We start from the raw sequence: 22,287 nt of genomic DNA, 5'->3' as shown, positions 1-22,287 counted from the left end.
CGTCCAGGTTCCGCAGTTCGTCAAAGGCCCTGGCGATGGCCTCACCGGTGGTGGCGATCATGGCGGCGGGGTCGCGGTGGGCGCCGCCGACCGGCTCCTTCAGGATGCTGTCGATCACCCCGAAGCGGAGCATGTCCTGGGCGGTGATCTTCATGTTGTTGGCGGCTTCCTGCGCCTTGGTGCCGTCGCGCCAGAGGATCGAGGAGGCGGCCTCCGGCGAGATCACGCTGTAGATCGCGTGCTCCAGCATCAAGACCTTGTTGGTGGTGGTGATCGCGATCGCCCCGCCCGACATGCCCTCGCCGGTGATGATCGCGACGTTGGGCACGCCCAGCGCCATGCAGGCATCGGTCGAGCGTGCGATCGCCTCGGCCTGTCCGCGCTCTTCCGCGCCGATGCCGGGATAGGCGCCGGCGGAATCCACGATCGACAGCACCGGCAGGCCGAACCGTTCGGCCATCTCCATCAGCCGCACGGCCTTGCGATAGCCTTCGGGCCGCGCCATGCCAAAATTGTGCTTGATGCGGCTGTCGGTGGAATCGCCCTTCTCCTGGCCCATCACGCAGATCGCTTCGCCGCGGAAGCGGCCAAAACCCGCGACCAGCGCCTCGTCCTCGCCGAACTTGCGGTCGCCGGCGAGCGGGGTGAACTCGGTGATCAGGCCCTTGATGAAGTCGGAGAAATGCGGCCGCTGCGGATGGCGCGCGACCAGCGTCTTCTGCCAGGGCGTCAGGTTCGTATAGAGGTCGGCCAACGCCTGCGCCGCCTTGTCCTCGATCCGCCCGATCTCATCGGCGATGTCGGTCCCGGAGGCCGCAAGCGTGCGCAATTCGTCGAGCTTGGAATCGAGCTCGGCGACGGGCTTTTCGAAATCGAGATAGCTGCGCATCTGGTCTGGCATCAACTCAATATAGGGGGACGGGGCAATGAGGCGAAGCGAGGTTGGCTGTCTCGGACAGAAGTGTAGCTTCTTCAAGGGGTTGACCTGTGCACTCGCAGGGAGCGCGCCAAATCACGAATGAGGCCACGGCTCTTTCTGCGGAGATGTGGCCGAAGTCAAGGCGGTTTCGCTCGCGGTCCGTAGCCCGGATGGAGCGAAGCGTAATCCGGGAAGGTCTATCCGCAACGTGAGAACCCCGGATTTCGCTGCGCTCCATCCGGGCTTACGGAAGACTTACTTCTCCGCCAGCGGGTGCAGGTCGCGCACCAGGCTCTTCAGGCGCTCCTCGACCACATGGGTGTAGATCTGCGTCGTCGAGATGTCGGTGTGGCCGAGCAGGGTCTGCACGATGCGCAAGTCGGCGCCGTTGTGCAGCAGGTGGCTGGCAAAAGCGTGGCGCAGCACGTGCGGGGACACCAGCCGTGCCTGGAGGCCGGAAGCAACCGCGAGTTCCTTGAGGTCGCGGGCAAAATGCTGCCGCGTCAGGTGCCCGCTCTCGCCGAACGAGGGAAACAGCCATTTCGAGGCGGCGAGGTTGCTCTTCTTCCCGGTCTTGCTGTTTTCCTTGGCAGCTTCCGTCGCCGCGAGATAATCCGCCATCGCCTGCCGCGACGCTTCGTTGAGCGGCACCAGCCGCTCCTTGTCGCCCTTGCCGCGCACCACGATCATGCGGGCGTCGCGCTTGGCCGCCGTGCGCGGCAGCGCCACCAGCTCGGAGACGCGCAAGCCCGTGGCGTAAAGCACCTCCAGCAGGCAATAGAGCCTAAGCGAGCGCAGCCGCTGCGAGGGCGAGGCATCGGCCGCCTCGCTCATCTCCTTGGCGCGGCGGAGCATGCGGTCGACATCCGATATCGACAGCACCTTCGGCAGGCCGCGGCCGCGCTTCGGGCCGGACAGGATCGCCGCGGGATCCTCAGCTCGGATGCGCTCGTTCAGGAGGAAGCGGAACAAATGCCGCATCGCCGACAGCCGCCGCGCGACGCTGGAGGATTTGAAGCCGCGTGTGTCGAGATCGGCGAGGTAGTCGCGCAGCGTCTGCGTCTCGGCATCCACAAAGCTGTGGCCGGCGCGGGCGAGGAATTCCGAGAAGTCGGTGAGGTCGCGGCGGTAGGCGTCGAGCGTGTTGGGGCCGGCGCCCTGTTCCGCCGCGAGCATGTCGAGGAACAGGCCGGTGAGCTTGATGTCTGAGGGCTTGCTGGTGGACGATTTGGCGCGCATGCCCCGCAGCCTAGCCCCTATTTCTTGAGAAACTTGTCAGCCGGGATCGTCACCGTCATTTCCCGCGATTTCGGATTGACGAAGTTCGCCAGCGCGAAGATCACGCCATAGACGATGCCGGCGATCACGGCGACGGCCGTCAGGAAGCGGAACAGGCTGGGCATCGGCAAGATCTCGGAGAGGGTCCAGGCGAGGTCTGAGATAGGCAAATTAACCAATGAAATCATCCAACATGTTCGCCGTTTCGTGGCAAGAGTCCTCTGGCGAGGGCCCTTTTGGGGTCGTATAGGTGGCCGGATGCCGCATCTGGCGGCAGATCGAGCGAGGGACATGTCCGACGCCGCGTTGCCAGCACCTGCCTCGCCTGAGGCCGACATCGTGTCGGCCCTGGGAGCGCGTTCGATCGTGCTGGTCGGCATGATGGGGGTCGGCAAGTCCACCATCGGCCGTCGCATGGCGGCGCGGCTCAAGCTGCCCTTCGTCGATGCCGACACCGAGATCGAGGCGGCGGCCGGCATGACCATACCGGAGATTTTCGAGCGCCATGGCGAGCCGCATTTCCGCGACGGCGAGGCGCGGGTGATCGCGCGGCTGCTGGACGGTGGTCCGATCGTGCTGGCGACCGGCGGCGGCGCCTTCATGCGCGAGGAGACGCGCACGCGCATCGCGGCGAAAGCGGTCTCGATCTGGCTCAAGGCGGATCACGACGTCATCATGCGGCGCGTTCGCCGCCGCGCCGACCGCCCGCTGCTGCAAACGGCCGATCCCGAAGGCACCGTCACCCGGCTGCTCACCGAGCGCGAGCCGGTCTATGGCCATGCCGACCTCACCATCGCCTCGCGCGACGTGCCGCACGACAAGATCGTCGAGGAGACCATCGCGACGCTGCGCGCCCATCTCTGCGGCGAACGGGCCGCGTCCCAGCCACCAGCCGACGTCGCGAGTGCCGTACGATGACTGCGCCCTTGAAACATTCCGATCCCGTGAACGTCGACGTCGCGCTCGGCGATCGTGCCTATGACATCGTCATCGGCCGCGGCGTGCTGGCCTCGCTCGGCGAACGCGTCGCGCGCTTGCGTCCGGGCGTGCGCACCGCGATCGTGACCGACCGCACCGTGGCAAAACACTGGCTCCAGCCCGCCGAGGCGTCGCTGGCGGCGGCCGGCATTCCGACCACGCGCGTCGTGGTCGAGGAAGGCGAGATCTCGAAGACCTATGCCGGCCTCGAGAAGGTCAGCGAAGCCCTGATCGCGGCAAAGATCGAGCGCAACGATCTCGTCATCGCGCTCGGCGGCGGCGTGGTCGGCGATCTCGCGGGCTTCGCCGCTGCGATCCTGCGCCGCGGCGTCGATTTCGTGCAGGTGCCGACCTCGCTGCTGGCGCAGGTCGATTCCTCGGTCGGCGGCAAGACCGGCATCAACTCGCCGCAGGGCAAGAACCTGCTCGGCGCCTTCCACCAGCCGGTGCTGGTGATCGCCGACACCGCCGTGCTCGACACGCTGTCGCCGCGGCAGTTCCGCGCCGGCTATGCCGAGGTCGCCAAATACGGCGTGCTCGGCGACGAGGCCTTCTTTACCTGGCTGGAGAAGAACCATTCCGACATCTTCAAGGGCGGTTCGGCCCGCGAGCATGCGATCGCGACCTCCTGCCGCGCCAAGGCCGGAATCGTCTCGCGCGACGAGCGCGAGACCGGCGAACGCGCGCTGCTCAATCTCGGCCACACTTTCGGCCATGCGCTGGAAGCCGCGACCGGCTTCTCCGACCGCCTGTTCCACGGCGAGGGCGTCGCGATCGGCATGACGCTGGCGGCGCAGTTCTCGGCCAGGCTCGGCATGATCGGCGAGGCGGATGCCGCCCGCGTCGAGCGCCATCTTGTTGAAGCGGGCCTGCCGACGCGCCTGCAGGATATCGCGGGCTTCGCGCAGGAAGGGCTCAGCGACGCCGACGCGCTGATGGCCCTGATGGCGCAGGACAAGAAGGTCAAGCGCGGCAAGCTCACCTTCATCCTGCTGGAGGCTGTCGGGCGCGCCGTCATCGCCAAGGACGTCGAGCCGGCCCCGGTGCGCGATTTCCTCAAGGAGAAGCTCGCGCGCAAGGCGTGATGGGCGGCCGAACGGCGCTAAAGCATGATCCGGAAAAGTGCGCGGTGGTTTTCCGAAAAGATCATGCTCAAATAATAGAGCGTTTCGAGCGAAGTGGGTACCGGTTCGCGTCAGGAAAACGCGTCAAGACTAGAAACCAGAGTGGTGCATGGACTGGCTCGGATTCTCCATTGTAATTCTCTGCCTGCTCGTCTCGGGGTTCTTCGCCGCGAGCGAGACCGCGCTGACCGGCGCCTCGCGCGCCAGCATGCTGCGGCTCTCCAAGCAGGGTAATCACGACGCCGACGTGGTCTCGCAACTGCTCGACATGCGCGAGCGCCTGATCGGCGCGCTGCTGCTCGGCAACAACATCGCCAATATCAGCGCATCCGCATTGGCCACCAGCATCTTCACCGCCTGGTTCGGCGATGTCGGCGTGCTCTATGCGACCGGCGTGATGACCGTGCTGGTCGTGATCTTCGCGGAAGTCCTGCCCAAGACCATCGCCATCAACGCGCCCGACCGCATGGCGCTGGCGGTCGCGCGCCCGATGCGGCTGACCATGTACGTGCTGGGACCGCTGCTCCACGTGGTCGAGATCGTGGTGCGCGTGTTGATGCGGCTGTTCGGCCTTGCCGGCGAGCACCAGGCGATCCTGTCGCCGACCGAGCGCCTGCGCGGCGCGGTCGACCTCCTGCACCACGAGGGCAAGGTCGAGAAGCAGGACCGCGACATGCTCGGCGGCCTCCTGGATCTGCGCGAGCTCCAGGTCTCCGACGTCATGATCCATCGCACCGAGATGATGATGATCAACGCCGACCTGCCGCCGGAAGATCTGGTGCGCGAGGTGCTGGCGACCGAATACACCCGCATTCCGCTGTGGCGCGAGAAGCCGGAAAACATCATCGGCGTGCTCCACGCCAAGGATCTGTTGCGCGCGATCCGGGCCTCGGACGGCGACACCTCGCGCATCGACGTCTCCACCATCGCGCTGCCGCCCTGGTTCGTGCCGGAGATGCGCCCCGTCTCCGAGCAGCTCAAGGCGTTCCGCCGCCGCAAGACACATTTCGCGCTGGTCGTCGACGAGTATGGCGAAGTTGAAGGTCTTGTGACACTGGAAGACATTCTGGAAGAGATTGTCGGTGACATCTCCGACGAGCACGACGTCGTGGTCGCCGGCGTGCGCGCCCAGCCGGACGGCTCCGTCGTGGTCGACGGCTCGGTGCCGATCCGCGATCTCAACCGCGCCATGGACTGGCACCTGCCCGATGAAGAGGCAACCACGGTCGCCGGCCTCGTCATTCACGAGGCGCGCTCGATCCCCGACCGCGGCCAGAGCTTCACCTTCCACGGCTTCCGCTTCCGCGTGCTGCGCCGTGAGCGCAACCGCATCACCGCGCTCCGTATTTCACCGGTGCCGCGCGAGGCGGAGCTGGAAGAAGCCAAGCCGCGGCGGGCCGGGACGTCGTTTTGACGCACACTCGGCGTCATCGCCCGCCTTGTGCGCACTTGCGCACTGGGGCGGGCGATCCAGTACGCCGCGGCCTATCGGTTGAATCTCGACAGCAGTGTTTACTGGATGCCCCGACGGAGCCTGTCATCGGGCTCGCCGAAGGCGAGACCCGGTGGCGGGGCATGACAGGACGACTTGTCGCGCCTTTACCCTTCCCCCGGCGCCTGCGCGTGGATCGCGAGCGCATGCACGCTGCCGGAGAGTTCCGCGGCCAGCGCCGAATTTATCATGCGATGGCGCTCGACCCGGCTCTTCCCTTTGAAGGCCGGCGATACGATATAGACACGAAAGTGCGTCTCGCCGCTCGGCCGATGGCCGGCGTGGCCCTCATGCAAATGTGACTCGTCGACGACCTGCAGGCTTTCCGGCGTGAAAGCTTCCTGCAACTTGTTGCTGATAATGTCTCTGGTAGCCATGTGAGTCCATTAATGCGTGCGATCGCACTCCGTCAATTGCCGGGGTAGCCGCTAATTGCAATGTCAAGACTTGAAGGTTTTTGCATTGCGTAGTCAAAGTTGGTCATGCCGATCGATTCATCAAAGTTCTTCGACTCCATCCGCGTCAAGCCGACCAAGGGCAAGGCGGAGGCGAAGCCGCGCGACACCGTGGCCAATTGCGAATGGGCCGGGTGTCAGAACAAGGGCGCCCACCGCGCGCCCAAGGGCCGCGACAATTCGCGCGAATATTGGCATTTCTGTCTCAATCACGTGCGCGAGTACAACCAGTCCTACAATTTCTTCTCCGGCATGAACGCCGACGCCGTCGCGCGCTACCAGAAGGACGCGCTCACCGGCCACCGTCCGACCTGGAAGATGGGTGCCAATGGCGGCGTCAAGAAGGGCGCGGAGGCCGAGATCGACGGTGCCTTCGATCCGTTCAGCATGTTCCAGGAGCTCAACGGCCGCTCCGGCTGGCGCAAGGGTCCGGAGGCTCAGCCCAAGGTCGAAACGCGCAAGGTGATGAACGCCGAGCGCAAGGCTCTCCAGGTCATGGGCCTCGGCCCCAGCGCGACGCTCGCCGACGTCAAGTCCAAGTACAAGGCGCTGGTGAAGCAGCACCACCCCGACGCCAACGGCGGCGACCGCTCCACCGAAGACCGCCTGATCGAGATCATCAAGGCCTATAATTATCTGAAGACTGTGGTGCGGGAGGCCTAGGCGACGACCTCGGGGAAGGACAGTTCGCAAACCAGTCCTTCCGGCCTCCATTGCCGGATAACCTTTCCTCCCAAGGTCCGGATGATGCCATCGATCGCGCCGACCCCGAAGCCCCTGCGCGTCGTCGGCTCGTTGACCCGGGGGCCGCCGCTCTCCGACCAGTGCAGCACGAGAGGCTGTGCATCATTGGTCACCCAACGGATCTCCAGCGTGCCCGAAGGCGTCGACAGCGATCCGTATTTGGCAGCGTTGGTCGCCAGCTCATGCAGCGCGACTGCGATCGACTGGGCGAGGGTAGGCGGCAGATGGACGTCGTCTCCCGCGATCCTGATCCGCTCGCCGTCCCGGCTGGCGTAGGGCCGCAATTCCTCTTCGACGATGGTCTTCAGATTCGCACCGGTCCAGCGCGAGGCCGAGAACAGCCTCTGCACGTTGGCAAGGGCGCTGAGCCGGCCCTGAAACGCGGCCTGGAACTCTTCTGCGGTGTCTGCCTTCGTCAGCCGCAGCATTGCCTGAGCCACTGCGAGCAGATTGTTCGAACGATGGTCGACCTCGGAGGTGAGGAGCATCATCCGCTGCTCGGCCTGCTTGCGGGCCGTGATGTCGACCAGCATGTTCACCGCCCCAACCAATCGGCCGCGTTTGTCGCGCAGCGGCGTCGGATACGGCATGAAGCAGATCCGGGAGCCGTCCGGCCGTTCGGCCACGGCTTCGACATCGCGCACGGGCCGGTTCTGCCTGAGCGCGACGGCCATCGGGCATTCATCGTGCGGGAGCGGCGTGCCGTCAGGCAGGTAGAGCTTCCATGTCACGCACCACATCTCGCCGATCTTTGGCGTGCGTCCGGCAAAATCGACGCAGGCGCGATTGAAGAATGTGATGCGGCCGTCTGCGTCGGTTGTGTAGACCGCGGCGGGCAACGCCTGCAGCAAGTCGCGAAAGCGCCTTTCGGAATCGGCGTCGGCCTCGCTCCGGCGCGTCGCATAGCTGGCGGCGATCTCGCCGATCCTGGCCTCGTCCGAATGTCCTAACAAGTCCAGCATCGCGTTCCTGATCTACCGGGGGCAGATAGGTAAGTCGCCAGGTGCGCGCGTGTTCCTGCATGGCCGGCAGGCCGTCCTCGCGATCACGGTCTCGTGCGGCGTGTTGCGCTGGGGCGTTTAGCCAAGCAGCCGTGGCCCGGATGGAGCGTCGGCGTCATCCGGGACTTTCTCGCACAGCAATTCCCCGGATTACGCTTCGCTCCATCCCGGCCACTGCATCATTCTTTAGGCATCGCCCCGACATAAGACGAGCTCGGCCGGATCAGCCGCCCCGTCCGCTGTTGCTCGCGTGCATGCGCGGTCCAGCCTGCGGCGCGCGCCACCGCGAAGATCGGCGTAAAGGCCTGGCGCGGGATGGCGAGCGCATCGAGCAGGATCGCGGTGAAGAACTCGACATTCGTCTCCAGCGGCCGGTCTGGGTTCTTCTTGCGCAGCGCCGCGCGGATATAGGCCTCGACCTCGCCGGCGAAGGGCAGGTCGGCGCCGTCTGCGGACAGCCGCTCGATGGCTGCCTTCAACACGTCGGCGCGCGGGTCGCGCACGCGATAGACGCGGTGACCAAAACCCATCATGCGCTCGCCGCGCGCCAGCGCCGCATCCACCCAGGGCTGGATTCGCTCGCGCGAGCCGATCGCATCCAGCATCTCCAGCACCGGCTCCGGCGCCCCGCCATGCAGTGGACCGGTCAAAGCGCAGTAACCGGCGGTGACGGCCGCGAACAGGTCGGCTTGCGTCGAGGCCACCACGCGCGTGGTGAAGGTCGAGGCGTTCATGCCGTGATCGCAGACCGTGACGAAATAGGCGTCGAGCGCCGCGACCTCGCGCGGCTCCGGCGACGTGCCGCGCAACATCCGCAGCGTATCGGCGGCATGGCTCGCATTCGGATCGGGCGCGACCGGATCGAGTCCCTTGGCGCGCTGGACCAGCGCACCCGCAATCACCGGAAACGCCCCGACGATGGTGGCTTCATGCTCCAGCCCGTTCTCCGCGCGAAGACCCGCGACCGCCGCGCGGAACCCGTCGACGATGCCCATGCCGCGGGTGGCCGGCAGCAGGTCTGCCAATCGCGCGAAGGCACGCTCGCGCGCCGCGCCGAGGTTCGCCCGCACATTGGCTTCGCTGCGCGTGCTTCCGGTGGCGCCGTTCCAGAGCCGGGCGGTGACGCCCTCAAAGCTCGATTTGGCGGCGAGGGTGCCGACATGCTCGCCGGCGATGATCAGTTCGCCGCGCTCGCCGTCGACATGGCTGAGCACGGTTTCGGCCGCGGGGACGCCGTCCAGACCGATCTGGCTTTTGGTGAGGTGGATGTTCATGGCCCAAATCTCCTGTTCACGGGAAGAAAGATCGGGCCTCTCGACAGATTGATCAATCTTGATTACATAAATCAATATGAAAAATTCCGAGGAGCTCTACCTCTCCGCCCGGGAAGCCGCCGCCGAGCTCGCGATCTCGCCGGCCACGCTCTACGCCTATGTCAGCCGCGGCCTGATCCGCTCCGAGCCGACTCCGGACTCGCGAAAAAACCGCTACCGCGCCGAGGACGTGCGCGCCCTGAAGGAGCGCCGGGTGCCGTCGCCGGAGCCGCGCGGCCTGCGCAGCTTCGATGCCGACCTGCCGGTGATGGACACGGAGATTTCGACCATCACCGAGGAGGGCGCGATCTATCGCGGCGTCAATTGCGTCGATCTCGCCGAGAACGACACGCTGGAGCATACGGCGACGCTGCTCTGGGACGTCTCCGGCGTCGATCCGTTCGCACCGGACAATCAGCCGCAGCTGTCCGACGAGATGCGCGCGATTGCGCAGGCCGCGCGCCGCGCCGCCCCGATCGACCGCGCCATCGCCGTGCTGGCGCTTGCCTCGAGCGCGGATCCCCGCGCCTTCACCCGCGCGCCCGAAGGCCGCGCGCTGGTCGGCGCGCGCATCGTCCGGCTGCTGGTGGCGACCATGCTCAATGCCGAGCTCTCGGCAGAGCCGCTGCATCGGCAGATCGCGAAGACCTGGGCACCCGACAACAAGCATGCGCCGGATCTCATCCGCCGCGCGCTGGTGCTGCTCGCCGACCATGAATTGAACGCCTCGACCTTCACCGCGCGTTGCGCGGCGTCGACCGGCCTCAACCTCTATGATTCCGTCATCGCCGGTCTTGCCGCGCTGAAAGGTCCGAAGCATGGCGGCGCCGGCGTGCTCGCCTCGCAGCTCGTGAAGACGCTGGTCGATCGCGACGTGGAGCCGATGGTGCGCGAGCGCGTCGCGCTCGGCGAACGCTTTGCCGGCTTCGGCCACGGCGTCTACAAGCGCGGCGATCCCCGCGCGCAGTCGCTGCTGAATGCACTGGCCCGCGCCGGCGCGCCGCGAAAGTTCACCAGGGAAGTGCCGGAGCGGATCGTTGAAGCCACCGGCGAACTCGTCAATATCGACTATGCGCTCGCGGTGCTCGTGCACGCGTTGCGGCTACCCGCGGGCAGCGAGCTCGCCCTGTTTGCGATGGCGCGCTGCGTCGGCTGGATCGCGCATGCCAGCGAGCAATTGCAGTTCGGCAAGCTGATCCGTCCCCGCGCCCGCTATGTCGGGCCTGCGCCGGGCCGGAGAACGGCGGCTGCGGAATCAAAGCCCCAGGGTTGACCCGAAGCGGCCATTTGGCAGTCCACCTGGAAGCCCGCTTGGAATTAAAGACCATTTGGTCTATATATCAGCAATGCGCCACCAAACCCCAGTGCGGTTGCCCCGCGGCCGTCCCCGAAGTTTCGACACGGAAGCCGCTGTCGAACGTGCGATGGGCGTGTTCTGGTCGCGCGGCTATCACGCCACGGCGCTGCCGGACCTTCTTCGTGCGACAAAACTCTCGCGCGGCAGCCTTTACGCCGCTTTCGGTGACAAGCACTCACTCTTCCTGCGTGCGCTTGATCGCTACATTGCCGATGCCCTGACACGCATGGATGTCGAACTTGACCCCCGTAGAGAGCCGGTCGACGGCCTGCGGGCCTTCTTTGCCGGCTATGTCGAGCGCATGAGCGGCGCCAATGGCCGGCGCGGATGCCTGCTGGTGGCCACGGCCATGGAACTGGCCGGCCAGGATGCTGAAGCTGGTCGTCGCATCGCGAGCTTTTTCAAAACCATGGAAGCCAGGGTGGCGGATGCATTGTCCCGCGCGAAGACGGCGGGCAAGCTGGTCGATGGTGTCGAGCCTACAAGCGCCGCTCAAATTCTCGTCTGTTTCCTTTGGGGGCTACGAGTGGTCGCCAAAACGGCACCGACAGGGATCACATGGCAAGCCACCGTTGACGCCCTCCTCGATCGCTTCATCAGGTAAACGACAACCCACGGGCGCTTCGCTATCGGCGCGTCCATATCTAGACTGATCGGTCTTGAAAGGAAGATGCCATGTCTGCGATCCAGATTGTCTGCGCGGTGGCCGTTCCCTTGCTCTGGGRTTACCAGTTCGTGGCCATCAAGGTGGGCGTTACGGAGTTTCCGCCGCTCTTCTTCCTCGCGCTGCGCTTCCTGGCCATCGCGCTGCTGCTTGTTCCGTTCGTCAAACGGCCCACGCGTCAACAGTTCGGCCCTGTCGCAGCCATTTCGCTTTTCCTTGGCGGACTGAACTTCGGGCTCTTCTATGTTGGCCTTGGGCTCGGCTCGGGAAGTCTGTCGGCCGTCGCCTATCAACTCGCGCCGCCTTTCACCGTCCTGTTGGCCTGGCCGCTGCTCGCGGAGAGACCGTCCCTCATCACGTCCGCCGGCGTTGTGCTTGCATTCGTCGGCGTGGTCGTGCTGGCAGCGGGGCCTGGCCTGTCGGCAAACGCGCTGCCGCTGCTGCTTGTGGTCGGGGCAGCTTTCGCATTCGCGGTCTCCAACGTCTTGACGAAACGCTACGGCCCTTTCGATCCCCTGATGTTGATGGGGTGGTCGTCGCTGCTCACGGTGCCGCAGGTCATGTTGATGTCGTTGCTGCTTGAGCATGGACAGCTGGCGAGCCTTGTCACGGCCGATCAACATGGTTGGCTGGCACTCGCCTACACGATTTTCATCGGGGGAATCGTCGGGTTCGGCCTTTGGTTCTGGCTGATCGCCCGCTGCTCCATGGGCCGCGTCGCCCCCTTCGGCCTGCTGCTTCCGGTGTTTGCCTTGATGTCGAGCGTGCTGTTTCTTGGCGAGCGCATGACCCCAAAGTTGATTGTCGGTGGGCTGCTCGCGATCTCCGGCGTCGCCGTGACACAGTTCAGACCGGGCGCTCGACCAATTTGAACGTCGCCTGAGGCCGATACGGAGCCGATACGGATTTGGCAGGTCTTCCCGGGATGCTCAGGGTCCCGGGCTCATGCCCTAGGCCCGCGGTTTCGCCGGGGCGACGCCGCCGCCGTTCCGGCGGCGGATGAACCAGATCACCAGCCCCAGAATAATGGCGCCACTGACCACGGTGAGGATCCAGATGTGCTTGCCGATATGCCCATGGTGGTGCAGCCCGGCATATTCATGCAGGGCCGATACCGCCAGCACGCCCGGCAGCACATGCGCCGGCGCCCAGACCAGGATCGCCGGGATGTTGATGGAATAGAAGCGCGCCGGCGCCATGCCGAGCGCGCCGGCGGTCACGGGCACGAAGGCGCGGATCGGCGGCACGAAGCGGGCGAAGAACACGGCCCAGGTGCCGAAGCGGTGGAAGAAGCTTTCGCTCTCCGCGACCACGCGCGGGTAATTGGTCAGCGGCCAGGTGCTGAGGATCTCGCGCTGCTGCCGGTGCCCGATCCAATAGGCCGAGCCATCGCCGAGGACCGCACCGAAAGCCGCGGCCAGCAGCACCCATTGCAGCTTCAGCTCCCCGCCGGGAATCAGGGCGCTCAGCGCCAGGATGATGGTCGAGCCGGGGACCACCGATCCCACCACCGGAACGGCTTCGAGCAGCGCTGCCAGGAACAGGGTCAGGTAGGCCAGCCACGCATGGGCCGAAACGAACGCGATGAAGGGATCGAGAAAGGACGTCACATCGTCTCTGGGTTGGGTGGGGCCACGCGGGTTCGGACCCTACATAAGTAAGCAGGGGCGGTAAAAGTGCCACTTGCGTGGGCAGGGCTACCAGTCCCGCACGAAATTCGAGCGTGATTCGCAGGGCAGCCTTCCAAAAATCGCGTTCCTTACCTATCTAGATGAAAAGACAATGGAACTTTGATTGGGGGGCGGGCTTCTGCCAGCACGTTGTCTCTGATAGGTTCGCAGACGCACCCAGCCGCAGCCACCGTGCAAATAACTGGTCTCGGGATCGCCCGGGACCTCGGAGGATTGATGACGACCGCCGCCCTGTCCAAGATTGAGGAAGTTTCCGGTTTGCCCGACATGAAGGTGTCGGTCCGCCAGGTGTTCGGGATCGACAGCGATCTCGAAGTGCCGGCCTATTCCGCCGTCGATCCTCATGTGCCCGAAGTTGATTCCGACTACCGCTTCGACCGCGCCACCACGCTCGCCATTCTCGCCGGTTTCGCCAGGAATCGCCGCGTCATGGTGACCGGCTATCACGGCACCGGCAAATCCACCCATATCGAGCAGGTCGCCGCGCGCCTGAACTGGCCCTGCGTGCGCGTCAACCTCGACAGCCACATCAGCCGTATCGACCTCGTCGGCAAGGACTCGATCGTGGTCCGCGACGGCAAGCAGGTCACCGAATTCCGTGACGGCATCCTGCCCTGGGCGCTCCAGAACAACGTCGCGCTGGTGTTCGACGAATACGACGCCGGCCGCCCGGACGTGATGTTCGTGATCCAGCGCGTGCTCGAGGTCTCCGGCCGCCTGACGCTGCTCGACCAGAACAAGGTGATCAAGCCGCACCCGTCGTTCCGGTTGTTCGCCACCGCCAACACGGTCGGCCTCGGCGACACGTCGGGCCTCTATCACGGCACCCAGCAGATCAACCAGGGCCAGATGGACCGCTGGTCGATCGTCACCACGCTCAACTACCTCAGCCATGACGAGGAAGTGGAGATCGTGCTGGCGAAGGCCAAGCACTATCGCACCACGGAGGGCCGCGACATCGTCAACAAGATGGTGCGCCTTGCCGATCTCACCCGCAACGCCTTCGCCAATGGCGATTTGTCGACGGTGATGAGCCCGCGCACGGTGATCACCTGGGCGGAAAACGCCGACATCTTCGGCGATATCGGCTTCGCCTTCCGCGTCACCTTCCTCAACAAGTGCGACGAGCTCGAGCGTCCCCTGGTCGCCGAGTTCTACCAGCGCTGCTTCAACGCGGAGCTGCCGGAATCGGCGGTGAACGTGGCGCTGTCCTGATTTCTCTCGGTGTGTCGTCCCGGCGAAAGCCGGGACCCACCGCGAGGTCTCTCGATGAAGCGACGCTGATAGTTTTCCCTGATACGACAACGGCCGGTGGTTATGGGCCCCGGCCTGCGCCGGGGCGACGGATAGGGCGAGATGACCACCTCCAACTCCAAATTCCGCAACACCAAGGAAGCTCCGACCGAGCCGTTCAAGCGCTCGGTGGCCTCCTGCCTGAAGGCGATCGCCAAGACGCCCGAGCTCGACGTCAGCTTCGCCGCCGAGCGTCCGGGCCTTGCGCCCGGCAAGGCGCGGCTGCCGGAGCCCGCGCGCAAGATGACCAAGCGGGACGCCGCGATCGTCCGCGGCCACGCCGACTCCATCGCGCTCAAGCTCGCCTGTCACGATCCGAAACTGCATCGCAAGCTGATGCCGGGCAATCCGCAGGCGCGCGGCGTGTTCGAGGCGGTCGAGCAGGCCCGCGTCGAGGCGATCGGCGCGCGCCGCATGGCCGGCGTTGCCAAAAATCTCACCGCGATGCTCGACGATCACTTCCATCGCGGCAAGTTTGACGAGATCACCGACCGCGCCGATGCGCCGCTGGCCGACGCGCTGGCGATGCTGGTGCGCGAGCGGCTGACCGGCATGGCGCCGCCGACGGCTGCGAAAAAGGTGGTCGATCTCTGGCGTCCCATTCTCGAAGACAAGATCGGCAGGCGGCTCGACCGGCTCGACGGCCTGGTCGAGGACCAGACCCGGTTCGGCGACGCCGTGCATGATCTGCTCTCGGCGCTCGAGCTCGGCGACGAGCGCAACGCCGACAGCGAGGACAATGACGACAACGACGAGAACCGCGACGGCGACAACGATCAGTCCGGCGCCGAGGGCTCGCCCGATTCCGATGCCGCCCAGGAGATGAGCGCCGACCAGGCGCAGGCGAGTTCGGAGGAGATGAGCGAGAGCGCGATGGAAAGCGCGCAGGCCTCGACCTCCGACACCTTCGACGACGGCGAGCTCGGCGACGACGAGACGCCGGGCGAGGCGACGCGGCCGAATTCGCGCGGGGCCAACGAGCCGCGCGGGCCGGAATACCACGCCTTCGCGCCGAAATTCGACGAGGTGATCGCGGCCGAAGACCTCTGCGACCATGACGAGCTGGAGCGGCTGCGCGCCTATCTCGACAAGCAGCTCGCGCATCTGCAAGGCATCGTCGCCCGGCTCGCCAACCGGCTTCAGAGGCGCTTGATGGCGCAGCAGAACCGCGCCTGGGAGTTCGACCTCGAAGAAGGCATCCTCGATCCCGCGCGGCTGTCGCGCGTGGTGACCGATCCCTATCATCCGCTGTCCTTCATGCACGAGAAGGAGGCGACCTTCCGCGACACCGTGGTGACGCTGCTGCTCGACAATTCCGGCTCGATGCGCGGACGCCCGATCACCGTGGCGGCGACCTGCGCCGACATTCTGGCGCGCACGCTGGAGCGGTGCGGCGTCAAGGTCGAGATTTTGGGCTTCACCACGCGCGCCTGGAAGGGTGGCCAGTCCCGCGAGGCGTGGCTTGCCGCCGGCAAGCCGGCCAATCCCGGCCGTCTCAACGATCTCCGCCACATCATCTACAAGTCCGCCGACGCCCCCTGGCGCCGTGCGCGGAAAAACCTTGGCCTGATGATGCGCGAGGGCCTGCTGAAAGAGAACATCGACGGCGAGGCGCTCGATTGGGCGCACAAGCGCCTGCTCGGCCGGCCCGAGCAGCGCAAGATCCTGATGATGATCTCGGACGGCGCGCCGGTCGACGATTCCACGCTGTCGGTCAATCCCGGCAACTATCTCGAGCGGCATCTGCGCCACATCATCGAGGAGATCGAGACCCGCTCGCCGGTGGAGCTGATCGCGATCGGCATCGGCCATGACGTCACCCGCTATTATCGCCGCGCGGTGACGATCGTGGACGCCGAAGAACTCGGCGGCGCCATCACCGAGAAGCTCGCCGAGCTCTTCAGCGAGACGGCGACCGCGCCTACGCATTCGGCAAGCCGCCCGCGCCGCAAACTGCATTCGTGAGCACGCTTCGATCCCGCCGCAGCTTTATCGGCCACGCGGCGGCGGGATTTTCCACTTTCGCACTCCCTCGGTTTGCCCATGCGGAGCCGCCGGCGCGGCAGACGCAGATCGAGCATGCCGTCACCGAACCGGCCAGCATCGAAGTCAACGCGCGGCCGATTCCGTCCTTCGAGCCGCGCGACCGGTCGCGCACGCGCTTCGGTTCACTGCAATATCGCAGCGGCCTGGTGCTGACCTCGCCGCATCGCGGTTTTGGCGGCCTGTCCGGCTTCCGCTTCCTCGACAGCAAGGGCGAGCGTTTCCTCGCGCTCTCCGACCAGGGCACCTGGTTCACAGGCGCGATCCGCTATTCCGGCCGCGCCATGGTCGGGCTCGACGATGTCGAGGCCGCACCGATGCTCAATTCCGAGGGGCGGCCGATCACGGAGAAGCGGCTCTGGTACGACACCGAGTCGCTCGCGCGCGACGGCTCGCTCCTCTATGTCGGGCTCGAGCGCGTCAACCAGATCATGCGCTTCGATTTTGCCAAGGGAGCGACGCGCGCCCGCGGCGAGGTGTTGCCGACGCCGCCTGCGGTGCGCAAATTGCCGTACAACAAGGGGCTCGAGGCACTGGTCTTCGTGCCCAGGGACAAGGGCCAGCCGCTCGCGGGCAGCTTGATCGCATTGTCGGAAGGCGGTTTTGATGCCGACGGCAATCTGATCGGATTCCTGATCGGCGGGCCTTCGCCGGGCCAGTTCAGCGTCCGCCGCACCGACAAGCAGTTCATCAGCGACGCGGTGCTGCTCCCCTCCGGCGAGCTGCTCATCCTCGAGCGCAAATTCTCCTGGTTCACCGGCATCAACATCCGCATTCGCTCGATCCCGCTGAAGTCGATCGCGCCCGGCGCGGTGGTCGACGGGCCTACGCTGTTCGAGGCCGATCTCGGCCACGAGGTCGACAACATGGAGGGCATCGACGCCCATGTCACGGCCGACGGCGAGACCGTGCTGACGATGGTCTCGGATGATAATTTCTCCCTGCTCCAGCGCACCCTGCTGTTGCAGTTCACGCTGGTGGAGTAGGTTGAACGTTAGCCCCCCCTTCGCCGACCCAACATCATGCCCCAGCCTCGCGCCATCCTCGCCCTTCTGCTCACCTTCGCCCTGTCGCCGGCCTTTGCCACGGCCGAGCACAAATACGCCAAGGGCGAATACGCCATCATCCAGGACGGACGTGCGCCGAATCGGAAGCTCTCGATTGCCGCCCACGGCGAGGGCGAGACCGGCTCCGAGAAATTCCGCATCTATTTGATGGCCGAGCCCGGCCATCGCCGGCTGATGGCGCTCGACAATGTCAACGATGACAACATCCTCGACTCCGCGCCGGGTGCTTTCCACGCCGCCTGGTCGGCGGATTCGCGCTATGTTGCGGTGTCGTTCCGCAGCGAGCGCCATATCGTCACGCTGAACCTGTACGCGATCGAAGGCGGCCGCGCGCGGCTGATCGATGGGCCGGACCTGTTCCGGGACGCCACCGGGCGCACCGTCCAGCTCAAGGAGGACGGCGACATGCGGACATCCGTGCCCGCGCTGACATGGCAGTCGCCGCGCCRCTTCCACCTCACGGATTACCGTGTGTTCGTGCTCGACGACACCGCGCTTGCGGACAAGCTCGGGCCGCTCGGCAAAACGACGAAGCGGGACGGCGGCGGCAACACCATCCAGTTCTCGGCCGAGGCCGACGGCGAGCTGCTGCCCGATGGCCGCATTCGCATGGGCAAGCCGCAAGCGGGCAAGTTCGAGGAGCTGGAGTAATCGTCGTCCTGGCGAAAGCCAGGACCCCCGCGCGAGCGCCCTGCGCTCGTCGCGATGACCCCAGGGAGACGTTAGGCGAAGACTGGTCGTTCGGGATTAGCACCGCACGCAACCGAAAGACCTCGCGGTATGGGTCCTGGCTTTCGCCAGGACGACGGGCGGAATGTGTGTCGCGGTCTTGTGATCATATGACGCGCGCAATGCATGGCCCCGCGGGCCGCCATGCCCGCCGCGCCGCTGGAAATCCGCCCGTCCGTCACTACACTCCTTGCATTGCCCCTCCCATCCCCGGAACTCCCCGCATGAGCGCCCTGTTTTCCCCGATCAAGCTGCGCGGCCTGACGTTGAAGAACCGTCTCGTGGTGTCGCCGATGTGCCAGTATTCGGCCGACGACGGCGTCGCCACGGATTGGCACTTCGCCCACATCAACAATCTCGCGCTGTCGGGCGCATCGATGTTCTGCATCGAGGCGACCCATGTCGAGGCGATCGGCCGCATCACGCCGGGTTGCCTCGGGCTCTACAGCGACGCCTGCGAGGCGGCGCTGAAGCAGGTGATCGCCTCCGTGCGCAAGCATTCCACCACAGCGGTCGCGATGCAGCTCGCGCATGYCGGCCGCAAAGCCTCGAGCGCGCGGCCCTGGGACGGCGGCCAGCTGATTCCGCAAGCGCAGGGCGGCTGGCAGACGGTGGCGCCGTCGGCGCTGCCGCACAAGGAGGGCGAGGCCGCGCCGCTGGCGCTGGATGCCGCGGGGCTGAAGCGCATCCGCGACGCCTTCGTCGACTCGACCCGCCGCGCGATGCGCATCGGCATCGACGCCATCGAGCTGCACGGCGCGCACGGCTATCTCATGCATCAATTCCTGTCGCCGATCTCCAACAAGCGCACCGACGAATATGGCGGCTCGCTCGAGAACCGCATGCGCTTTCCGTTAGAGGTGTTCGACGCGGTGCGCGCCGTGTTCCCGCACGACAAGCCGGTCGGCATGCGGGTGTCGTCGACCGACTGGGTCGAGGGCGGCTGGGACCTGGCGCAGACCATCGAATTTTGCAAGGCGCTGAAGGCGCGCGGCGTCGACTGGATCGATGCCTCTTCCGGCGGCGTCTCGCCGCTGCAGAAGATCACGCTCGGCCCCGGCTACCAGGTGCAGTTCGCAGACAGCATCAAGCGCGAGACCGGATTGCCCACCATCGCCGTCGGCCTGATCACCGAGGCGAAGCAGGCCGAGGACATCGTTGCATCCGGCAAGGCCGACATGGTCGCGCTCGCCCGCGGCATGCTCTACGACCCCCGCTGGGGCTGGCATGCCGCGGCTGAAGTCGGCGGTGTGGTCGAGGCGCCGCCGCAATACTGGCGCTCGCAGCCGTCGACGCAGAAGGAGCTGTTCGGCAAGACGACGTTCGGGGCGCGGTGAGGGGGTGGGGATGCCTGTGGTAATGGGTCCTGGCTTTCGCCAGGACGACGACGGTGGATTTGGCGCGGCACGATCGTTCCCTGATCATCGGGAGTACTCCGTTCGGCCCAGGGTCACGGCGTCACCATCACCTCACGCATCCGTAACCCCGCTTGCCTTCCACCCTCCACGAAACTGGCCTAACCTTGCGCGCACTCAAGCCTGCGAGGCCCGCCATGCGTTTTCGTGTCCGGAAGGCTGCTCATGTGCTGGAGCGCATTGGCCTCGCGATGGCGGGGGCCGCGTGCGGGCTGTTCGTCGGCGCCTATGTCGGATCTGCGATTGCGCCGCTCACCACGCAGGGCTTTCTGCTGGTGATGATGCTGCTCGGCGTCGTCGGCTTCTATCTCGGCATCGACACGCCGCAGCTTCCGTTCGACGAGGCCCACAGCCAGCTCGACGCCGCGGAATTCCTCAGCGCCGCCGGCACGCTCTTCGCCACGTTCACCGCCTTTGCCTCCATCGCCGTCATCGTGCTGCGGCTCGAGCCGCACCTGGCCTGGACCTGGCTCGCTTTGATCGGCTGGATCGCCGGCGTCGCCATGCAGATCATCGCCGGCGCGAAGGCCAGGATGCGGAAGTAGGGAGGCTAAAAACTCGCTGTCGTCCCGGCGAAGGCCGGGACCCACCGCGAGGTCTATCGATTGGGATGAGGTGCAAGTACCGAACCCAGAATCTTCGCCAAACTACTCCCTGTGGTTATGGGTCCCGGCCTTCGCCGGGACGACAGGAGATCAAAACACCACGCCGATGCGCGAGCCGCGCTTCCAGGCGATGCGGCAGCGTTTCTTGGTGTTGACGTGCAGCAGCTCGAACCGCTCGGGGATCGTCACCTGGCCGCCGAGATCGACGCAGGCCCCTCCGGGCGAATAGTCGATCAGCGTGCAGGGGATCACCGGCGCGCGCGGGTCGGTGATGATCTTGGCCTGGCGGGACACCAGGCCGGCGGGCTTGACGCGGGCATGTCGGCGCGGATGCATTGGCACTCTCCTCCAATTCCGCAGGGCTCGCGGCGGGTCTGAGGCGATGATGGAAGGAGTATGATGCGATCTCGCTAAGGCGGGGGTGAGAATTTTAATGAAAAGTGGTGGTAGCGCGGTGGGGGGCTGCGCTGGCGCCTCAAATTCAACCGTCGTCCTGGCGAAAGCCAGGACCCATACCGCGTGATCTATCGATTGCGCGGAGGGCTAATCCCGAACGACCAGTCTTCGCCAAACCGCTCCCTGTGGTTATGGGTCCCGGCCTACGCCGGGACGACACCGGTAGTGCCGCGCCAGCCCCTCCTCACCCCGTCGTCCCCACCGCCGCCTCCACCCCCGCCTGCATCGGCATCGGCACCGTCACATAGTCCTTCGGCATGTTCACCGGCCGGTAGCCCGGCTCCACCGCCATCCGCTTCAGCACGCTTTCGTGCACATGCGCGCCTTCGGGGATCACGCGCGGTTCGCAATCGGGGATGTAGAAGCCGAGCACAACCTTCCGCTCCGGCCATTCCTTGTACTTCGCGCTCTTCGGCACATACTCCAGCGCGCGCCAGGCCGCCGTCATCGAATTGTGCAGCTCACCCGTCTTGCCGGTGTAGGCGGGCGGGACGTATGTGAACGGCGAGTTCTCGCGCTGGACGCCCCAGGCGAGCTGGTTGACGGTGCGCGGGTTGAAGTTCAGGCCCGCTTTCGCCGCCTCCTCGATCATCCAGATCAACGGATATTTGGACTCCCCGCTCTCGGCCTCCGGATAGCCGCCGCCGACGTCGCAGTGCACGCCAGCGAACCACACCTGCATGATGTCCTGCGGCACCTTCTTCTCGTCGGGCACATAGCGATTGCTCCAATAGTCCTGTGGCTCCTCGTACTTATTGAGGCGGAACATGCGGCGCCGCTCGTCGATCGCGATCGCCTGGCGGAAGATGTTGACGCTCGGATCGCGCCGCGTGAAGGCGAGCTCCTCCAGGCTGAACAGGAAGAAGAAGTTGTCGCGCCGCGGCACGATCACGCTCGCCACCGTGTCCCAGACCCCGATGAAATGGATGGTCGGCCAGCGCGTCGAGGTGATGCGCGCGAACTGGGCGGCGAGATCGAACGCATCCTTCGGCAGCGGACCCTGATCGTCGACGGCGACGTCCTTGAGGTCCTCGATGTCGTTGCCGCGCCCGGTGCCGGAATATTGCTTGTAGGCGACCAGGCCGGAGCCTGCGAGGTTGGCCTGCTCCGGCGAGATCAGCCCGATCTTGTGGATCAGCCCCGCCAGCACCCGCACCGTGTAGGCGCCGCGCGAGAAGCCGAACAGATAGATCTTGTCGCCCGGCGCATAGTGCTCGATCAGGAAGCAATAGGCCGACAGCACGTTGTCATCGAGCCCGTAGCCGGTGGCGAGCCCCAGCACCAGGTTGATGTTGGCCTTCCAGCGGTGCCACGTGGTCGGCTCCGTCACCGTGCCGACGCCGGGATCGTAGAACACCAGCTGCCGCGGCCGCGTCTTGTCGGTCTTGCGCAGGCAGCGATACAGTTTCAGGACGTTGGAGATGTTCTCGCTGATCTCGTTGCCGGTGCCGTCGCAGCAGATGACGAGATTTCTCGGCTCGGTCTTGTGGTCGTGCTCCACGGTATGCCCCTCCCGGTGATGCTACCGGGGCGAGTATAGCCGAAAAGCGTGGCAGGGAGGAGACGATGCCTGTGTCCGCGACGGCGGTCCGCTCCCTCGCCCCGCTTGCGGGGAGAGGGTTGGGGTGAGGGGGAGCCTCGCCGGGGAAGGTGGGAGTTGGAC

Annotated in this window: 22 protein-coding genes; 13 read left to right on the top strand and 9 right to left on the bottom strand. The window is 65.8% G+C overall.

The window, feature by feature from the left end; genetic code table 11:
• The 3 genes from ACXJL8_RS10500 to ACXJL8_RS10490 all read right to left on the bottom strand — a co-directional run.
• Positions 1-901 (bottom strand): acetyl-CoA carboxylase carboxyltransferase subunit alpha (locus ACXJL8_RS10500; RefSeq protein ID WP_456684962.1); only part of this gene is annotated, 901 nt, incomplete at its 3' end.
• Positions 902-1,174: 273 nt separating this feature from the next.
• Complete coding sequence (gene xerD, locus ACXJL8_RS10495; RefSeq protein WP_456620041.1) at positions 1,175-2,158, bottom strand: site-specific tyrosine recombinase XerD; 984 nt, start codon at positions 2,156-2,158, stop codon at positions 1,175-1,177.
• Positions 2,159-2,175: 17 nt separating this feature from the next.
• On the bottom strand, positions 2,176-2,322 hold the full coding sequence (locus ACXJL8_RS10490) for a histidine kinase (RefSeq protein ID WP_456620042.1): 147 nt from the start codon (positions 2,320-2,322) through the stop codon (positions 2,176-2,178).
• Positions 2,323-2,488: 166 nt separating this feature from the next.
• On the opposite strand from ACXJL8_RS10490, the gene ACXJL8_RS10485 reads away from it, so the two are divergent.
• The 3 genes from ACXJL8_RS10485 to ACXJL8_RS10475 all read left to right on the top strand — a co-directional run bounded on the left by ACXJL8_RS10485 (position 2,489) and on the right by ACXJL8_RS10475 (position 5,713).
• A complete protein-coding gene (locus tag ACXJL8_RS10485; RefSeq protein ID WP_456620043.1) occupies positions 2,489-3,115 on the top strand; it encodes a shikimate kinase in 627 nt (208 codons plus the stop codon).
• Positions 3,112-4,260 carry a 3-dehydroquinate synthase gene (gene aroB / locus ACXJL8_RS10480; protein ID WP_456620044.1) on the top strand — a complete coding sequence of 383 codons (1,149 nt, stop codon included), beginning with the start codon at positions 3,112-3,114 and terminating at the stop codon, positions 4,258-4,260. Before ACXJL8_RS10485 ends, aroB begins: the two co-directional genes overlap by 4 nt.
• 148 nt (positions 4,261-4,408) lie before the next feature.
• A complete protein-coding gene (locus tag ACXJL8_RS10475; RefSeq protein ID WP_456620045.1) occupies positions 4,409-5,713 on the top strand; it encodes an HlyC/CorC family transporter in 1,305 nt (434 codons plus the stop codon).
• A gap of 185 nt (positions 5,714-5,898) precedes the next feature.
• On the opposite strand, the gene ACXJL8_RS10470 is transcribed toward ACXJL8_RS10475, so the two are convergent.
• Positions 5,899-6,168: a BolA family protein gene (locus ACXJL8_RS10470; RefSeq protein ID WP_456620046.1), complete on the bottom strand. Its 270-nt coding sequence runs from the start codon at positions 6,166-6,168 to the stop codon at positions 5,899-5,901.
• A 105-nt stretch (positions 6,169-6,273) separates the two neighbouring features.
• Here ACXJL8_RS10470 and ACXJL8_RS10465 point away from each other — a divergent pair, with 105 nt between their 5' ends.
• Entirely contained in the window at positions 6,274-6,909 is a 636-nt protein-coding gene (locus ACXJL8_RS10465) for a J domain-containing protein (protein WP_456620047.1), read from the top strand.
• Here the strand turns inward: ACXJL8_RS10465 and ACXJL8_RS10460 are convergent.
• Together ACXJL8_RS10460 and ACXJL8_RS10455 are read right to left on the bottom strand one after the other, a co-directional pair.
• The gene (locus ACXJL8_RS10460; RefSeq protein WP_456620048.1) at positions 6,906-7,952 is read right to left on the bottom strand and encodes a sensor histidine kinase; all 1,047 of its coding nucleotides are present in this window, start codon (positions 7,950-7,952) and stop codon (positions 6,906-6,908) included. The two genes, ACXJL8_RS10465 and ACXJL8_RS10460, sit on opposite strands and share 4 nt — an antisense overlap.
• A gap of 218 nt (positions 7,953-8,170) precedes the next feature.
• Positions 8,171-9,265: a citrate synthase/methylcitrate synthase gene (locus ACXJL8_RS10455; RefSeq protein ID WP_456620049.1), complete on the bottom strand. Its 1,095-nt coding sequence runs from the start codon at positions 9,263-9,265 to the stop codon at positions 8,171-8,173.
• A 76-nt stretch (positions 9,266-9,341) separates the two neighbouring features.
• Between ACXJL8_RS10455 and ACXJL8_RS10450 the strand changes: the two genes are divergently transcribed.
• From ACXJL8_RS10450 to ACXJL8_RS10440, 3 genes are all read left to right on the top strand, one after another.
• Entirely contained in the window at positions 9,342-10,577 is a 1,236-nt protein-coding gene (locus ACXJL8_RS10450) for a citrate/2-methylcitrate synthase (protein WP_456620050.1), read from the top strand.
• A 151-nt stretch (positions 10,578-10,728) separates the two neighbouring features.
• Entirely contained in the window at positions 10,729-11,265 is a 537-nt protein-coding gene (locus ACXJL8_RS10445) for a TetR/AcrR family transcriptional regulator (RefSeq protein ID WP_456620051.1), read from the top strand.
• Between the two features lie 71 nt (positions 11,266-11,336).
• The gene (locus tag ACXJL8_RS10440) at positions 11,337-12,197 is read left to right on the top strand and encodes a DMT family transporter (protein WP_456684961.1); all 861 of its coding nucleotides are present in this window, start codon (positions 11,337-11,339) and stop codon (positions 12,195-12,197) included.
• 78 nt (positions 12,198-12,275) lie between these two features.
• On the opposite strand, the gene ACXJL8_RS10435 is transcribed toward ACXJL8_RS10440, so the two are convergent.
• The gene (locus tag ACXJL8_RS10435; protein WP_456620053.1) at positions 12,276-12,935 is read right to left on the bottom strand and encodes a DedA family protein; all 660 of its coding nucleotides are present in this window, start codon (positions 12,933-12,935) and stop codon (positions 12,276-12,278) included.
• Positions 12,936-13,232: 297 nt separating this feature from the next.
• Here ACXJL8_RS10435 and cobS point away from each other — a divergent pair, with 297 nt between their 5' ends.
• The 6 genes from cobS (at position 13,233) to ACXJL8_RS10405 (ending at position 20,108) form a co-directional block, all read left to right on the top strand.
• Positions 13,233-14,231 carry a cobaltochelatase subunit CobS gene (gene cobS, locus ACXJL8_RS10430; RefSeq protein WP_456620054.1) on the top strand — a complete coding sequence of 333 codons (999 nt, stop codon included), beginning with the start codon at positions 13,233-13,235 and terminating at the stop codon, positions 14,229-14,231.
• A 141-nt stretch (positions 14,232-14,372) separates the two neighbouring features.
• Positions 14,373-16,274, top strand: coding sequence for a cobaltochelatase subunit CobT (cobT, locus tag ACXJL8_RS10425; RefSeq protein ID WP_456620055.1), 1,902 nt, complete (start codon positions 14,373-14,375; stop codon positions 16,272-16,274).
• Positions 16,271-17,338 (top strand): esterase-like activity of phytase family protein, encoded by a 1,068-nt coding sequence (locus ACXJL8_RS10420; RefSeq protein WP_456620056.1) that lies wholly within the window; start codon positions 16,271-16,273, stop codon positions 17,336-17,338. The genes cobT and ACXJL8_RS10420 overlap by 4 nt, the downstream gene beginning before the upstream one ends.
• 36 nt (positions 17,339-17,374) lie before the next feature.
• A complete protein-coding gene (locus tag ACXJL8_RS10415) occupies positions 17,375-18,070 on the top strand; it encodes a hypothetical protein (RefSeq protein ID WP_456684960.1) in 696 nt (231 codons plus the stop codon).
• 302 nt (positions 18,071-18,372) lie between these two features.
• The gene (locus ACXJL8_RS10410; protein ID WP_456684959.1) at positions 18,373-19,485 is read left to right on the top strand and encodes an NADH:flavin oxidoreductase/NADH oxidase; all 1,113 of its coding nucleotides are present in this window, start codon (positions 18,373-18,375) and stop codon (positions 19,483-19,485) included.
• Positions 19,486-19,700: 215 nt separating this feature from the next.
• A complete protein-coding gene (locus ACXJL8_RS10405) occupies positions 19,701-20,108 on the top strand; it encodes a hypothetical protein (RefSeq protein WP_456620059.1) in 408 nt (135 codons plus the stop codon).
• Positions 20,109-20,258: 150 nt separating this feature from the next.
• On the opposite strand, the gene ACXJL8_RS10400 is transcribed toward ACXJL8_RS10405, so the two are convergent.
• Positions 20,259-20,504: a PilZ domain-containing protein gene (locus ACXJL8_RS10400; protein WP_456620060.1), complete on the bottom strand. Its 246-nt coding sequence runs from the start codon at positions 20,502-20,504 to the stop codon at positions 20,259-20,261.
• Between the two features lie 304 nt (positions 20,505-20,808).
• Positions 20,809-22,125: a DUF2235 domain-containing protein gene (locus ACXJL8_RS10395; RefSeq protein WP_456620061.1), complete on the bottom strand. Its 1,317-nt coding sequence runs from the start codon at positions 22,123-22,125 to the stop codon at positions 20,809-20,811.
• Positions 22,126-22,287: the final 162 nt, after the last annotated feature.

It is taken from the genome of Bradyrhizobium sp. P5_C11_2, assembly GCF_054049755.1.
The sequence above is the reverse complement of the archived record's forward strand: the minus strand, read 5'-3'. Positions and strand labels throughout refer to the sequence as shown.

Excerpts from the sequence above, each read along its gene's own strand:
- cobT (WP_456620055.1), top strand. The coding sequence starts at position 14,373 with ATGACCACCTCCAACTCCAAATTCCGCAACACCAAGGAAGCTCCGACC.
- xerD (WP_456620041.1), bottom strand. The coding sequence starts at position 2,158 with ATGCGCGCCAAATCGTCCACCAGCAAGCCCTCAGACATCAAGCTCACC.
- ACXJL8_RS10465 (WP_456620047.1), top strand. The coding sequence starts at position 6,274 with ATGCCGATCGATTCATCAAAGTTCTTCGACTCCATCCGCGTCAAGCCG.
- ACXJL8_RS10490 (WP_456620042.1), bottom strand. The coding sequence starts at position 2,322 with ATGCCCAGCCTGTTCCGCTTCCTGACGGCCGTCGCCGTGATCGCCGGC.
- cobS (WP_456620054.1), top strand. The coding sequence starts at position 13,233 with ATGACGACCGCCGCCCTGTCCAAGATTGAGGAAGTTTCCGGTTTGCCC.
- aroB (WP_456620044.1), top strand. The coding sequence starts at position 3,112 with ATGACTGCGCCCTTGAAACATTCCGATCCCGTGAACGTCGACGTCGCG.
- ACXJL8_RS10400 (WP_456620060.1), bottom strand. The coding sequence starts at position 20,504 with ATGCATCCGCGCCGACATGCCCGCGTCAAGCCCGCCGGCCTGGTGTCC.
- ACXJL8_RS10485 (WP_456620043.1), top strand. The coding sequence starts at position 2,489 with ATGTCCGACGCCGCGTTGCCAGCACCTGCCTCGCCTGAGGCCGACATC.
- ACXJL8_RS10455 (WP_456620049.1), bottom strand. The coding sequence starts at position 9,265 with ATGAACATCCACCTCACCAAAAGCCAGATCGGTCTGGACGGCGTCCCC.
- ACXJL8_RS10450 (WP_456620050.1), top strand. The coding sequence starts at position 9,342 with ATGAAAAATTCCGAGGAGCTCTACCTCTCCGCCCGGGAAGCCGCCGCC.
- ACXJL8_RS10460 (WP_456620048.1), bottom strand. The coding sequence starts at position 7,952 with ATGCTGGACTTGTTAGGACATTCGGACGAGGCCAGGATCGGCGAGATC.
- ACXJL8_RS10445 (WP_456620051.1), top strand. The coding sequence starts at position 10,729 with ATGGGCGTGTTCTGGTCGCGCGGCTATCACGCCACGGCGCTGCCGGAC.
- ACXJL8_RS10470 (WP_456620046.1), bottom strand. The coding sequence starts at position 6,168 with ATGGCTACCAGAGACATTATCAGCAACAAGTTGCAGGAAGCTTTCACG.
- ACXJL8_RS10405 (WP_456620059.1), top strand. The coding sequence starts at position 19,701 with ATGCGTTTTCGTGTCCGGAAGGCTGCTCATGTGCTGGAGCGCATTGGC.
- ACXJL8_RS10475 (WP_456620045.1), top strand. The coding sequence starts at position 4,409 with ATGGACTGGCTCGGATTCTCCATTGTAATTCTCTGCCTGCTCGTCTCG.